A 12,368-nucleotide genomic window follows, 5' to 3' on the forward strand; every position below is an offset into this window, starting at 1 on the left:
CAGTCTCCTTTGTTAGGTGTGCAGTTTCTTTGCAATCATTTCTTTTGTCGGTTTCTGTTTGGGGCTGTCAACTTTGAGCCCGATGCTCTCGATAATGGCTTTGCTGTCCGCATCGTCGCCGCGTACACCGGATTCGAACAGCATGCCTGCCAGATCCGTCACGATCTGGGCATAACACTGACCTACGCTGTTAAAGCCTTTCTCTTCAATGAGCTGCTGCCTGACTTTATCTTTGCCTGTTTTCTCGTTCTCAGGCTTCTTCATCGCTTCATCGACCTTAAGGACACGATCGACGAACGCTTCTTTCCGTTTGTATTTCTTATAAAATTTCACGATCGCCGCAACGCCGCCAAGAATCGCAGCAAGTGCGATCAGGATCGGGCCGGCAGGGGAGGCCGCTGCGATTAAGAGAGCAGCGCCGCCTGCGACCATAAGCGCTCCTTTGACGGCAGTCGCTTTGTTCTTGTCTTTGTTCATTTCCTGCGTCGAACCGCCAAGGTTCGCTGCATGTCCGAGATCTGTGGCGCGCGCATCGCTGCCTTCCTTCATCTTGTCTTCCATCTCATGCAGGCTCTTGGCATTCTTCTTATTCTCTCTGTAGCCGGCTACACCGCTGACCATATAGGCCGCGCCGCCGACAATGCCTGCCGCGCCGGCAGCGACGGTTGCTCCGGCGTTGAGCCCCATGCCCGCAACGGTACGTACACTGTTCACGGTACCTGCGCTGAAACGGGCCAGATCGGCCGCACCTGCGCCGCCTTCGCCTACGACTTGCTGTGCTTTGCCGGTATTGCTTAACGATTCGTCGTAGTTTTCAGTGGCATTGTAGATTTGCGAGATCGAAGCGAGTCCGCTAAGCGCTCCTGCCGCAGGAGCGATGCCTTCCGCAACGGGCAATGCAGCCTTCGCTCCCAGTCCTGCGCTAATGGTAGCGGAACCTCCCGCGCCGCCGGTAGAAGCGGAAGTGCCTATTGCGGCATATCCGAGATAATCTTTGTCCGTGTCCGCATTGTAGTTTTTCGTATCGGTTTTGTTGGCATCTCTGGCGAACACTGAAAATTTATCCCAATCGACCGATTTACTAATGATACCTGTGACCATCGTTTTCTTGACGGTATCGAGGTCGACGAAACGTTTGCTGGCGCCGTTCATCGCCCGAATCGCAGACATTTTCTGTTCCGGTGTCAGGGCGTCGAAGTATGCGAAAAGAGCAGATTTCTTCTCTTTGGTAGACTGTTCTTTCAGCCAGCTGTATACCTCACTGTACCCTGCTTTCCCCCTTAAATTGGCAGGAATAGGCGGTGGAGTGAAGGCTGCCGGAGCGGCAGCCGCAGCTAGACCTGACGGAGCGGCAGGGGCTGGCGGAGCCGCCGGTGCGCTTGCCGTTACAGCCGGAGCAGAAACCGGAGCAGCGGCTGCCTCTTGCGCTTGCTGCTCCGGTGCGGCAGCGGCAGGTGCTTGGGAAGGAGCCTGCGTTGCCGGAACGGTAGAAGATGCCGGACTGTTCACGCGGTCAGGTCTTCCCATCCGAGCCGCACCGGTTTGACGCATTATTGTACCTTTACCTGATTGCATCATCTGCAGCACAGCTTGATTACCGGATGCGCGCTGCATCTGCAGCAGCTTTCCGGGTTCCGATTCGTTTTCCCGGCTGCCCGCTGACGAGGGGGATGTTTTGCTGCTCTGCTCGGCACTATCACGCTGAATGGGTGAAGCAGTTTTACGCGTATGGCGATTTGAATCGGCAAATGAGCTCATTTCGACAGCCTCCGACATTGAAAGTCATTATTCGCTAGAATGATAGACTAATAGTACCACATTTTGAGAGAAATCATGGGAATAATTGCGATAAGCGTTCGTGGCTTTGTTACTAATTCAAGAGGTGCCGAGCTGGCCGGAGACGAATTGAAATCAAAAAAGCCTCCCGGAAATGTGCCGAAGCACAAATCATCAGGAGGCTGTCAGTGTTGATGTAGTGTCTGAAACGCTTGGTTAAATGGCGTCCCAGGAGGGATTCGAACCCCCGACAACACGCTTAGAAGGCGTGTGCTCTATCCAACTGAGCTACTGGGACACGTAAGAAGTAGTATATCACGGAGTGTTCCGGTAGTGCAACTACTTTTTTTGAAAAGGTTGTTCTGCATTATGTTATAAGCGGGTGAAGGGAATCGAACCCTCGCCTCAAGCTTGGGAAGCTGGCGTTCTGCCATTGAACTACACCCGCACAGAAAAAACAAAGTAGACAAATAATAGCACAGGCTAAAATGGAAATCAACAGCTGAGAGTGATATAATCAAACTCTAACTGTACATAATACGCATTTCTGCAGGCAGTTTGATTGATAAGGCGGTGATTCTATTACAACCTCGGACCCCTCGCAGGGTGATAACAGAGAGAACGTATATTTGTTTCCGAATATGCTGGATCAATATCAGAACCAACTGACGCGCATGCTTGAATCCGAACAATATGGAGAAGCTAAAGGACTGCTTCGTTTCTTGCTGAATTGCCAGGGCGAAGAGAAGCGTCACTACGAAGAATGGACCAATTTATTATCATGGCTTGATGTTGCTTTTCCGGGCTATGGTGACTCGAACGACAGCATACATACAGACTCATCCGAACCGGAAGGCGATGAGGAGTCGCTTCGCCAAGGAGCACTGAGTTCCGTTGAACACGATGAAGCTTACGTGCAGCAGGTGCTTTATATTATGCAGCATCATCCCGTTGCCGATCAGCAAATTTTGGCACTGGAGCGGGCTGCTTATATCAAACATCCAAGTGTCGACGAAGCCATCATCACATGGCTGACGAGAACGGATTTGCATCCTGCCTTGCAATTCAAGGCGCTGCAATCGTTGAAGAAGCGCGGTGTAACCGGAGCAATCAGGCTGGATCGACTTGGGGAGCAGGTGGATCTCGAGATCGAAGCGACTCCGCTTTCGATGGATGATTTTCCGCAAGTGGTTACAAGGGTCGTTGAACGGGTAGAATCGGTAACAGAAGTACAGGAAGCCACGCTGCCCCATTTTGCACGAGAGTTGTGGAAAGAATGCTTGCAATGCTTGTATGGCACGACGGCATACAGTCGGCTGTTATCTGATGACGATGAGACCGTAGATTGTTATTCTGCTGCACTCCATCAAGTGCTTGAGTTGTCACTTTATGGCAGAGCAGATGACGACGATGTGCGGGAAACTTACGGGATTACGGATGCTCTTCGGTTCCGTTATGAGCAGGCTTGCAGGTCGTTACGGCAGATCGCGCAATTAAAATTGGACGGTGATGGCGGCTAGTCTTGATATTAACGCAAATCTTGATTATAATAGAATGGTTTATTACGGGTAAGATCTGACGCAGAAGCGTTATTTAATTTGGAGGGGAAAGCATAACATGACAGCAACTTGGGAAAAAATAGACAAGAATCTTGTCTCCATCAACGTAGAGGTTGAGGCAGGACAAGTTAATGAAGCGATCGACAAGGCATTTAAGAAGGTCGTTCAGAAGGTAAACGTACCTGGATTCCGTAAAGGTAAAGTACCACGGGGTATGTTTGAGAAGCGTTTCGGCGTTGAAAGCTTGTATCAAGACGCGATCGACATTTTGCTTCCTGACACGTATGCAGCGGCACTGAAAGAAACTGGTGTCATTCCGGTTGATCGTCCTGACATCGATGTTCAGCAATTTGCGAAAGACCAATCGTTCAAGTATGTTGCGAAAGTAACAGTTAAGCCTGAAGTTGAGCTTGGCGAGTACAAAGGCATCGAAATTCCTTCCGCTGAAGCAGTCGTTTCGGAAGAAGAAATCACAGCTGAATTGACTCGTTTGCAACAACGCCACGCTGAATTGAACGTGATCGAAGAAGGCGCAGCTGAGAACGGCGATACTGCAGTAATCGACTTTGACGGTTATGTTGACGGTGTAGCATTCGAAGGCGGCAAGAGCGAGCGTCATTCCCTTGAGCTTGGTTCAGGCGCATTCATTCCCGGCTTTGAAGATCAAGTTATCGGCATGGCAACTGGCGACTTCAAGGATATCGAAATTACATTCCCTGAGGAATACCATGCAGAACACCTTGCTGGCAAGCCTGCAGTATTCAAAGTGAAACTTCACGAAATCAAACGTAAGAGCCTTCCGGCGCTTGACGATGAGTTCGCGAAAGACGTAAGCGAGTTCGATACTCTTGAAGAGTACAAGCAAGACCTGGCAGCGAAACTTGCTGACAGAAAAGCAAAGGAAAACGAAGCAGCTCGTGAAACAGCTGTCGTTGAGAAAGCAGCTGACGCTGCAGTAATTGAAATTCCTGAATCCATGATCGATTCCGAAACTTCGTTCATGCTTCGCGATTTCGAGAACCGTCTTCGTTCGCAAGGCATGAACTTGGATCTGTACTACCAGTTCTCCGGCCAAGACGAAGCAGCTCTTCGCACTCAAATGCACGCTGACGCGATCAAACGCGTTCGCAACAACCTTGTTCTTGAGCAAATCGCGAAGAACGAAGGCATCACCGTAGGTGAAGAAGATCTGAACGAAGAGCTTGAGAAACTTTCGAAGCAATACAGCCGTACGGTTGAAGAGCTTCGTTCGATTTTCACAGCTAACGGCAACTTGGAAAACATCCAAGAGGATCTTGTTCTACGCAAAACAATCAAGTTCTTGCTTGACAACAGCACAACAGCTCCAGTAGTTGCATAAGAAATGAAACGATAAGGCACGTATTTACGTGCCTTATTTTATCCTCATCACCGCCCCACGGCAGGTGGTAGGAAACCGAAACATACATATGTATTTACCCGTATCGTATAATGTAATAGTCAGAAAAATGACATTACAACTTGAACATGTTAAAATAAGAACGGATTAGAAGAAACAGCTTTCGGCGTTAACCGCTGGCGAGGTGATTTCTTCAAAAAGTCGATTACGAAAGAAGGTTGATCGCATGAATCTGGTGCCTATGGTCGTTGAACAAACGAATCGGGGAGAACGTTCTTACGACATCTACTCCCGCTTATTGAAGGATCGGATTATTTTTCTGGGAAGTGCGATCGACGACGATGTTGCCAACGCCGTCATTGCGCAGCTGCTTTTCCTTGCAGCCGATGACCCGGAGAAGGACATTCATCTGTACATTAACTCGCCCGGCGGTTCAGTTACCGCTGGTATGGGTATTTATGATACGATGCAGTTTATCAAGCCGGACGTATCTACGATCTGCGTAGGCTTGGCTGCCAGCATGGGTTCGCTTCTGCTTACGGCAGGGGCTAAAGGCAAGCGTTTCTCACTGCCAAACAGTGAAGTGATGATTCACCAGCCTCTTGGAGGCGTGCGTGGTCAAGCTTCGGATATTAAGATTCACGCAGATTGGATTCTGAAGACCAAACAGAAGCTTAACCAAATTTTAGTGGATCGTACAGGTCAGCCTTATGACAGAATCGACCGCGATACGGATCGTGACTATTTCATGAGTGCTGAAGAGGCGTTGAACTACGGTCTGATCGATAAGGTCGTAACATCTCTGTAGTTTGCGCGAATCAACAAGAAGGGGTGAAAACTCATGTTCAAATTTAACGACGAGAAGGGCCAGTTGAAATGTTCGTTCTGCGGCAAATCGCAAGATCAAGTGCGCAAGCTCGTAGCCGGACCTGGCGTCTATATATGCGATGAATGTATCGAACTATGCACGGAGATCGTTGAAGAAGAGCTCGGTCACGAAGAAGAGCTGGATCTGAAAGATATTCCGAAGCCGCGCGATATTCGCAACATTCTGGATCAATACGTTATTGGTCAGGAACAAGCGAAGAAGTCGCTTTCCGTAGCGGTATACAACCACTACAAACGCGTCAACTCGCAGAATAAACTTGAAGATGTAGAACTGCAGAAGAGTAACATTCTGCTTGTTGGTCCTACAGGCTCAGGCAAAACACTGCTTGCTCAAACGATGGCCAAAATTTTGAACGTTCCGTTCGCAATCGCGGATGCGACTTCCCTTACGGAAGCCGGCTATGTCGGTGAAGACGTTGAGAATATTTTGCTCAAATTGATTCAAGCAGCAGATTACGATGTAGAGAAAGCCGAACGCGGCATCATCTATATCGATGAAATTGATAAAGTAGCGCGCAAATCCGAGAATCCGTCGATTACACGCGACGTTTCCGGTGAAGGCGTACAGCAAGCGCTCCTCAAGATTCTTGAAGGCACAGTTGCTTCCGTACCACCGCAAGGCGGCCGTAAGCATCCGCACCAAGAATTTATTCAAATCGATACCACGAACATCTTGTTCATTTGCGGCGGAGCATTTGACGGCCTTGAGTCGTTGATCAAACGCCGGATTGGCAAGAAAGTTATCGGATTTAACGCTGCCGGAGACGGTCAGAAGGATCTGAAACCGGGTGAATATTTGTCGATGGTACTTCCGGAAGACTTGCTCAAATTCGGTCTCATTCCGGAGTTTGTCGGCCGTTTGCCTGTCATCTCGACACTAGAGCCGCTTGACGAAGGCGCGCTTGTCCGTATCCTCTCCGAGCCGAAGAATGCGCTCGTGAAGCAGTATCAGAAGCTGCTTGAGATGGACAATGTGAAGCTTGAGTTCGAAGCTGCGGCACTTGATGCCATCGCGAAAGAAGCGATTAAGCGTAATACAGGTGCACGGGGATTAAGGGCGATTATTGAAGGGCTGATGCTCGACGTGATGTACGAAGTACCTTCACGTGACGATGTAAGCAGCTGCCTGATCACAGAGAAGGTCGTTCAAGACCGGATCATGCCGGAGCTTGTTTCCAAGAAGGGCAAGAAGAAGGAAGAAAGCGCCTGATCCAATAAATAACACCTCAAATGCTTCCACCCCTGCGGCGCGGCAACACGAACCGCAGGGGTGGACTTTGACGTTCATGGGAGAGGTTACCTGATGTATTTGCGCAAAGATACAGTGCCGGTCAAAGTCGGTCCGTTGACAATTGGCGGAAGTGATGAAGTAATTATTCAAAGTATGTGCACAACCAAAACAGCGGATGTTGAAGCAACCGTTGCCGAAATCCTGCGTCTTGAAGAAGCAGGCTGTCAGGTTGTCCGGGTTACCGTCAACAACAAGGAAGCTGCCGAGGCAATCAAAGAAATCAAGAAAAGAATTCATATTCCGCTTGTCGCAGATATTCACTTCGACTACCGCCTTGCACTTGCGGCGATTGAGAATGGCGTAGATAAAGTCCGGATCAATCCGGGCAATATCGGGCGCCGCGAGAAAGTAGAAGCCGTCGTAAAGGCATGTAAAGAGAAGAATATTCCCATTCGAATCGGTGTAAATGCCGGCTCTTTGGAGAACCACTTGCTTGAGAAATATGGTTATCCAACTCCGGAAGCTATGGTGGAGAGCGCACTTTTTCATATCGGAATTCTTGAAGAATTGGATTTCCACGACATTATCGTATCGCTTAAAGCTTCTGATGTGCCGATGGCGATTGAAGCCTACCGCATGGCAGCTGAAGTGATCCGTTATCCGCTTCACCTCGGTATTACGGAAGCCGGAACGCTTCATACAGGGACGATTAAGAGTTCGGCCGGGATTGGTGCGCTGCTTGCTATGGGCATTGGTAATACCGTTCGGATCAGTCTTAGCGCGGACCCGGTAGAAGAAGTGAAAGTGGCGCGTGAATTGCTGAAGACCTTCGGTCTGATTACGAATGCTGCGACACTTGTTTCTTGCCCGACATGTGGAAGACTGGATATCGACTTGTTCTCTATAGCCAATGAGGTGGAGGACTACATCAGCAAAATCAAGGTGCCAATCAAGGTTTCCGTTCTTGGCTGCGCAGTTAACGGTCCGGGTGAAGCGCGTGAGGCGGATATCGGGATTGCAGGCGCGAGAGGCGAAGGCATGCTCTTCCGTTACGGAGAGATGATTCGCAAAGTGCCTGAGGCAGATCTGCTCTCAGAGCTGAAGAAGGAAATTGACGAGATTGTGCGCGTATTTGAAGAGACAGGCGAAATTCCGGGACGTAAGCATCAGCCCGGACCCCATGTAACCACATAGGAAAGCCATTCAAACTTTACGTATTCATAGCGATTATTCCATCCGGCCGGGGGCAATACTGAACAGTATGAGCCCCGTAAAGCCGGATTTTTTTGTTTGAAGAAAAACGGCATAAGCCGTTTCTTTTCTTTTCAGCCTGAGAAGGATCGAAACCGCACGCGCCGCTAGTCTTCTTAAGAGAGGAGTAATTGCTATGAGTTTAAGTTTGATTTTGATGTTGATCCAGGTGTTTTTCGCTATCGTGATTGGTCTGTACTTCTGGAATTTGCTGCGCAATCAGAAAACGAATCGAACGGCTGTCGACCGGGAGTCCCGTAAAGAAATGGATAAATTGCGCAAGCTGCGCTCCGTTTCGCTAACGAAGCCGCTGTCCGAGAAAACACGCCCGCAAACGATTAATGATATTGTGGGGCAACGGGACGGTCTGAGAGCGCTCAAAGCGGCGTTGTGCAGTGCGAACCCGCAGCATGTCATTATTTACGGCCCTCCGGGTGTTGGTAAAACCGCTGCCGCACGGGTTGTACTGGAGGAAGCGAAGAAGAACCCGACCTCGCCGTTCTTGCAGGATGCGAAATTTACGGAGATCGATGCCACAACGGCTCGTTTCGACGAGCGCGGAATTGCGGATCCGCTCATTGGATCTGTGCATGATCCGATCTATCAAGGGGCAGGCGCAATGGGGGTCGCAGGTATTCCTCAGCCGAAGCCCGGGGCCGTAACCAAGGCGCATGGCGGGATGCTGTTTATTGATGAAATAGGTGAATTGCATCCGATTCAGATGAATAAGTTGTTAAAAGTACTGGAAGATCGCAAGGTGTATCTCGAAAGTGCTTATTACAACTCAGAGGATAACAATATCCCGATGTATATCCATGATATCTTCCAAAATGGTTTGCCCGCTGATTTCCGGCTTGTAGGCGCTACGACGCGTTCACCGCAGGAGCTGCCTCCGGCGCTTCGCTCACGCTGCATGGAGATTTATTTCCGCCCGCTGCTTCCGGATGAAATATCGCAAATTGCAGTAAATGCGCTGAAGAAGATCGGCTTGCCGCCTTCTCAAGAAGCCATTGATGTTGTAACGCGTTATGCAACGAATGGCCGCGAAGCCGTGAACGTGATCCAACTTGCCGCTGGACTTGCGCTTTCGGAGAAACGCGATACGATTTCGGCCTCTGATATTGAATGGGTCGTCAATAGCAGTCAAATTCCGCCGCGTCCTGACCGCAAAGTGCCGTCAGCGCCACAAGTCGGCTTCGTGAACGGACTGGCCGTATACGGACCGAATATGGGAACGCTGCTTGAGATCGAGGTAAGCGCAATTGGAGCAAGAGCCGGCAAAGGTGTGTATACCATCACAGGTGTTGTAGACGAGGAAGAACTGGGCGGCGGAAGCAGCAGAACGCTCAGACGCAAAAGCATGGCCAAAGGCTCCATCGAGAACGTGCTTACTGTACTTAGAAGAATGGGCATGAAACCGGAAAATTACGATTTACACATTAACTTCCCCGGTGGGACGCCGATTGACGGGCCGTCTGCCGGTGTTGCAATGGCAACAGCAATTGCATCTGCCATTAAAGGGGAGCCCATCAGCAATAAGCTTGCTATGACCGGTGAGGTGGGTATTCACGGAAATGTGAAGCCTGTCGGCGGCGTGCTTGCCAAAGTAGAGGCGGCCTTCCAAGCCGGGGCAGATACCGTATTGATCCCGAGAGAGAACTGGCAGGCGATCTTCGCTGATTTGCAAGGTGTGCAGGTTATTCCTGTCGAGCATGTGGATGAGGTATTCCGCCACGTGTTTGGCGCAGAAGATACCCAAATGCAGTCTGCTTCTCAGGCACCTGCAGCCGACGTATTTATCGCAACCGGACTGCCCTATTTGCAGGCGGATTCCGTTGAGTGATAAAATGGATGAAAGCCCTAAGACTTAAGGCCGAGGGAATCGGTTACGAAAGATCTGTGAGGAAGCTTCAAAGACGGAGGTGCTGGAATGGGACCTGCTAAATGGAAAGGTCGTCGTATGCCCCTGCTGCCGCTTCGGGGGCTGCTTGTATACCCCAGCATGGTGCTGCATCTGGATGTAGGCAGGGAGAAATCAGTGCGAGCCCTGGATCGCGCAATGCTGGACGACCATATGATTTTGCTATGTTCGCAATCGGAAGTGAATATTGAAGAGCCGTCGCAGGAAGACATCTACCGGGTCGGCACGGCTGCAAGAGTCAGACAGATGCTCAAGCTGCCAAACGGTACAATCCGCGTACTGGTGGAAGGCGTTGTCCGTGCCGAAATTGTAGATTATTTGCCGAATGATGACTACTACGAGGTCACGATTAAAGAGCTGCCGGAGGCGGAATCGACAGATCCGGAGATTGATGCACTCATGCGGACGGTACTCAACCAGTTCGAGCATTACATCAATTTGTCGAAGAAAGTGACGCCGGAGACGCTGGCGGCTGTCTCGGATATTGATGAGCCGGGCAGACTTGCCGACGTGATTTCCAGCCATCTGTCGCTCAAGATCAAGGATAAGCAAGATATTCTTGAAACGATTGATGTGCGGGATCGGCTCGAGCGCCTGCTCGATATTTTGAATAACGAGCGAGAAGTGCTGGAGCTGGAACGCAAGATCAGTCAGCGTGTGAAGAAGCAGATGGAGAAAACACAGAAGGAATACTATTTGCGCGAGCAAATGAAAGCCATCCAGAAGGAGCTCGGCGAGAAAGAAGGCCGTGCAGGCGAAGTGGAAGAGCTTCGTGCTCAGATGGCGGACTCCGGTATTCCGGATAAAGTGAAAGAGAAGGTCGAGAAGGAAATCGACCGTCTGGAGAAGATGCCATCGACTTCTGCCGAAGGCGGTGTCATCCGCAATTATATTGATTGGCTCCTTTCCTTACCTTGGAACAAGCTGACGGAAGATGATCTGAACGTGGCGAAAGCGGAAGGGATCCTCAACGAGGATCATTACGGACTCGAGAAGCCGAAGGAACGTGTGCTGGAATACTTAGCGGTACAGCAGCTCGTGAAGAAGCTGAAAGGCCCGATTCTCTGCTTGGTTGGCCCTCCGGGTGTTGGTAAAACCTCCATGGCTCGGTCTATCGCGAAGTCGCTTGGCAGACAGTTCGTACGTATTTCGCTTGGCGGCGTACGCGACGAAGCTGAAATTCGCGGTCATCGCCGTACATACGTAGGCGCGATGCCGGGCCGTATCATTCAAGGCATGAAGTCGGCGGGATCGCTCAATCCGGTGTTCTTGCTAGATGAAATCGATAAGATGGCAATGGATTTCCGCGGCGATCCTGCTTCGGCACTGCTTGAAGTACTTGATCCCGAACAGAACAATACGTTCAGCGATCATTTTATCGAAGTGCCGTTCGATCTCTCCAATGTCATGTTCGTGACGACGGCCAATGCGATTCACAACATTCCAAGGCCCTTGCTCGATCGGATGGAAGTGCTGTACATTCCCGGCTACACGGAGCTTGAGAAGCTGCAAATTGCCAATCGTTATCTGCTTCCGAAGCAGAAACGGGAGCATGGCTTACTTGAAGAGCAAGTGGATCTCGGAGAAGACGGCTTGCTTCAAATCATTCGCGAGTACACAAGAGAATCCGGTGTGCGTAATCTGGAGCAGCAAATTGCGGCGATGTGCCGGAAAGCTGCGAAAGCCATCGTGACGGATGAGAATGTAACTCCGATTGTAGTCGACTCTGCGAGGATAAAAGAGTGGCTCGGACCGTCCAAGTTCCGGTACGGTATGGCCGAGGTCGAGAATCAGATCGGCGCCGTTACAGGCCTTGCTTGGACCGAGGTTGGCGGCGATACGCTCGTAATTGAGGTAACGGTGCTGCCGGGCAGTGGGAAGCTCACACTGACTGGTAAGCTCGGCGATGTCATGAAGGAATCTGCGCAGGCAGCCTTCAGCTATACGCGTTCCCGTGCGAATGAGTTCGGTATTGACCCGCAATTCCATGAGAAGAATGATATCCATATCCATATTCCTGAAGGTGCGATTCCGAAGGACGGACCGTCTGCAGGCATTACGATGGCGACGGCACTTATTTCTGCTCTAACCAATCGTCAGGTGGATAAAGAAGTAGCGATGACCGGAGAGATAACGCTTCGCGGCCGCGTTCTGCCGATTGGCGGTCTCAAGGAGAAATCGCTCGCAGCGCACCGGGCGGGCATCAAGAAGGTGCTGATTCCCAAAGACAATGAGCGTGACTTGCGTGACATACCAGACAGCGTCAGAGCCGATTTGGAGTTCGTTCCGGTCAGTTCGATGGATGAGGTTATCAAACACGCGCTCGTGAAGGTGGAGGCAGCAGCACCGGTACAGACGCATTAA

General features: G+C 50.5%; 8 protein-coding genes and 2 tRNA genes. 7 read left to right on the forward strand and 3 right to left on the reverse strand.

What is annotated here, in order from left to right; genetic code table 11:
- Positions 1-12: 12 nt before the first annotated feature.
- From AC0YNS_RS06390 to AC0YNS_RS06400, 3 genes are all read right to left on the reverse strand, one after another.
- Positions 13-1,758: a hypothetical protein gene (locus tag AC0YNS_RS06390; protein ID WP_475780207.1), complete on the reverse strand. Its 1,746-nt coding sequence runs from the start codon at positions 1,756-1,758 to the stop codon at positions 13-15.
- A 239-nt stretch (positions 1,759-1,997) separates the two neighbouring features.
- Positions 1,998-2,074: transfer RNA gene (locus tag AC0YNS_RS06395), tRNA-Arg, on the reverse strand.
- Between the two features lie 79 nt (positions 2,075-2,153).
- Positions 2,154-2,224: transfer RNA gene (locus AC0YNS_RS06400), tRNA-Gly, on the reverse strand.
- A 181-nt stretch (positions 2,225-2,405) separates the two neighbouring features.
- Here AC0YNS_RS06400 and AC0YNS_RS06405 point away from each other — a divergent pair.
- From AC0YNS_RS06405 to lon, 7 genes are all read left to right on the forward strand, one after another.
- Positions 2,406-3,296, forward strand: coding sequence for a hypothetical protein (locus AC0YNS_RS06405; protein ID WP_475780208.1), 891 nt, complete (start codon positions 2,406-2,408; stop codon positions 3,294-3,296).
- Between the two features lie 97 nt (positions 3,297-3,393).
- The gene (gene tig / locus AC0YNS_RS06410; protein WP_475780209.1) at positions 3,394-4,695 is read left to right on the forward strand and encodes a trigger factor; all 1,302 of its coding nucleotides are present in this window, start codon (positions 3,394-3,396) and stop codon (positions 4,693-4,695) included.
- 244 nt (positions 4,696-4,939) lie between these two features.
- Complete coding sequence (gene clpP / locus AC0YNS_RS06415) at positions 4,940-5,521, forward strand: ATP-dependent Clp endopeptidase proteolytic subunit ClpP (RefSeq protein ID WP_090983012.1); 582 nt, start codon at positions 4,940-4,942, stop codon at positions 5,519-5,521.
- Positions 5,522-5,554: 33 nt separating this feature from the next.
- Positions 5,555-6,811: an ATP-dependent protease ATP-binding subunit ClpX gene (clpX, locus tag AC0YNS_RS06420; RefSeq protein ID WP_091214734.1), complete on the forward strand. Its 1,257-nt coding sequence runs from the start codon at positions 5,555-5,557 to the stop codon at positions 6,809-6,811.
- Positions 6,812-6,904: 93 nt separating this feature from the next.
- Positions 6,905-8,026 (forward strand): flavodoxin-dependent (E)-4-hydroxy-3-methylbut-2-enyl-diphosphate synthase, encoded by a 1,122-nt coding sequence (gene ispG, locus AC0YNS_RS06425; protein WP_475780210.1) that lies wholly within the window; start codon positions 6,905-6,907, stop codon positions 8,024-8,026.
- A gap of 193 nt (positions 8,027-8,219) precedes the next feature.
- Positions 8,220-9,926 carry an ATP-dependent protease LonB gene (lonB, locus tag AC0YNS_RS06430; RefSeq protein ID WP_475780211.1) on the forward strand — a complete coding sequence of 569 codons (1,707 nt, stop codon included), beginning with the start codon at positions 8,220-8,222 and terminating at the stop codon, positions 9,924-9,926.
- 87 nt (positions 9,927-10,013) lie between these two features.
- Entirely contained in the window at positions 10,014-12,368 is a 2,355-nt protein-coding gene (gene lon, locus AC0YNS_RS06435) for an endopeptidase La (protein ID WP_475780212.1), read from the forward strand.

The organism is Paenibacillus sp. J22FR21 (assembly GCF_056269135.1).

Bases quoted from the DNA above. Each gene is read 5' to 3' on its own strand.
- tig (WP_475780209.1), top strand. From the start codon at position 3,394: ATGACAGCAACTTGGGAAAAAATAGACAAGAATCTTGTCTCCATCAAC.
- lon (WP_475780212.1), top strand. From the start codon at position 10,014: ATGGGACCTGCTAAATGGAAAGGTCGTCGTATGCCCCTGCTGCCGCTT.
- clpP (WP_090983012.1), top strand. From the start codon at position 4,940: ATGAATCTGGTGCCTATGGTCGTTGAACAAACGAATCGGGGAGAACGT.
- ispG (WP_475780210.1), top strand. From the start codon at position 6,905: ATGTATTTGCGCAAAGATACAGTGCCGGTCAAAGTCGGTCCGTTGACA.
- clpX (WP_091214734.1), top strand. From the start codon at position 5,555: ATGTTCAAATTTAACGACGAGAAGGGCCAGTTGAAATGTTCGTTCTGC.
- AC0YNS_RS06390 (WP_475780207.1), bottom strand. From the start codon at position 1,758: ATGAGCTCATTTGCCGATTCAAATCGCCATACGCGTAAAACTGCTTCA.
- lonB (WP_475780211.1), top strand. From the start codon at position 8,220: ATGAGTTTAAGTTTGATTTTGATGTTGATCCAGGTGTTTTTCGCTATC.